The organism is Dyella sp. 2RAB6 (assembly GCF_052115385.1).
In the GTDB taxonomy this organism is placed as follows: Bacteria; Pseudomonadota; Gammaproteobacteria; order Xanthomonadales; family Rhodanobacteraceae; genus Dyella_D.
The window spans coordinates 1-1,532 of sequence record NZ_JBFRGP010000050.1 but is presented as its reverse complement, the minus strand read 5'-3'; the positions used below and the strand labels follow the sequence as shown (position 1 = coordinate 1,532).

Here is a 1,532-nt window from a genome sequence, read left to right as displayed (position 1 = left end):
GCATCCTGCTGCAGCGAGGTGATGTTGTTGGTGTTGGTGGTGGTCTGGTTGCCCAGGTTGGTGATCGCCGTGCTGTTGTTGGCGATGTTCGTGGTGTTCTGGCCGACCTGCTGGTTGGTCGCGTTGAGCTGCGAGCCGTTCACCGCATCCGTGCTGGTCGAGGACAGATTGCCCGCCGCCACGTTGCCGAGATTCACCGGCGTGCTGGAACCCGCACCGCCCAAGGTCACGCTGGTCTTGCCCGCGTTGTCGTACTGCACCGCATTGCCGGAGACCGTACCGATCTGCGTGCCAAGGTCGTCGATCGCCTGCTTGGCGGCAAAGAGCTGCGAGCCGTTTACGGCGTCGGTGCTGCTCGCGCCCAGGCGGCCGGCGGCGACGTTGGTAAGCGTGCGCTCGGCACCGCCGGCACCCACGCTGACCGTGCTGCCCGGCGTGGTACCCGCAAAGCTGTAGCTCTTGCCGTTGATGGTGGCATTGGCCGTACCCACCGCTGCCGCCGTAACGGAACCCGCGCCCAGCGCCACGTCACCCGTGCTCGCACCAGCGGCGGCACCCTGCCCCAGCGCAATCGCGCCGGTCTTGGACGCGGCGCTTGCCGCACCGAGGGCAATGGCATTGTCGGCCGTAGCCTGCGCACCGGCATTCACATTGCCGCCGATGGCAATGGAGTTCGCGCCGCCGGCCTGGGTCTTCTTGCCGATCGCAATCGCATCGTCGACTGCCGCGCTGCTCGCGCTGGCGCCGATGGCAATGCCGTTGGCGCCGTTCGCGGTGGCGCCATCGCCGCCGGCAAAACTGCTCACGCCCAGCGCCTTGCTGTTGGCGCCGATGCCGGTGGCATTGGCGGCGCTTGCTTGCGCGCTGTCGCCCGCAGCGAAGGCGCTGGTAGCCGTGGCCCGGGTATTGGCGCCCAGCGCACTGGCATTGATGCCGCTCGCGCTGGCCTTGTCGCCGGCGGCCAGGCTGCTGGTCGCGGTCGCCTGCGTATTGGCGCCGAGCGCCGTGCTGTTGGCGCCGTTGGTCTTGGCGGAGTCACCTACCGCCACACTGCTGGTGCCGCTGGCCTGTGCGGCATTGCCCAGGGCAAGGCTATTCGTATCGTTGGCCAACGCCGTATTGCCCATGGCGATCGACGAAACGCCGTTCGCCACCGACTGCGGCCCCACGGCCACCGACTGCCCACCGACGGCCTGGCTGTCGGCGGCGGTGGAATTGGCGTGGAAATACTTGATGCCACCGCCGTTGTTGATGTTGTTGACGGTGTTCGTCAGATTGCTGACGTTCTGGTTGGTGGCATACAGCTGCGAACCATTCACCGCATCGGTGCTGCTCGAGGACAAGGCACCCGCACCGACGTTGCTGATCTTCTGCGGCGAACCGCTGCCATGGCTGGCGTCGTAAGCACCCAGCGTGCTGTTCCACTGCAGCGCATCCTGCTGCAGCGAGGTGATGTTGTTGGTGTTGGTGGTGGTCTGGTTGCCCAGGTTGGTGATCGCCGTGCTGTTGTTGGCGATGTTCGTGGTGTTCTG

At 66.4% G+C, this 1,532-nt stretch carries 1 pseudogene; it reads right to left on the bottom strand.

Going from position 1 to position 1,532, the window contains the following annotated elements:
- Positions 1-1,532: pseudogene (locus AB4083_RS22855) on the bottom strand (hypothetical protein); the annotation flags it as partial.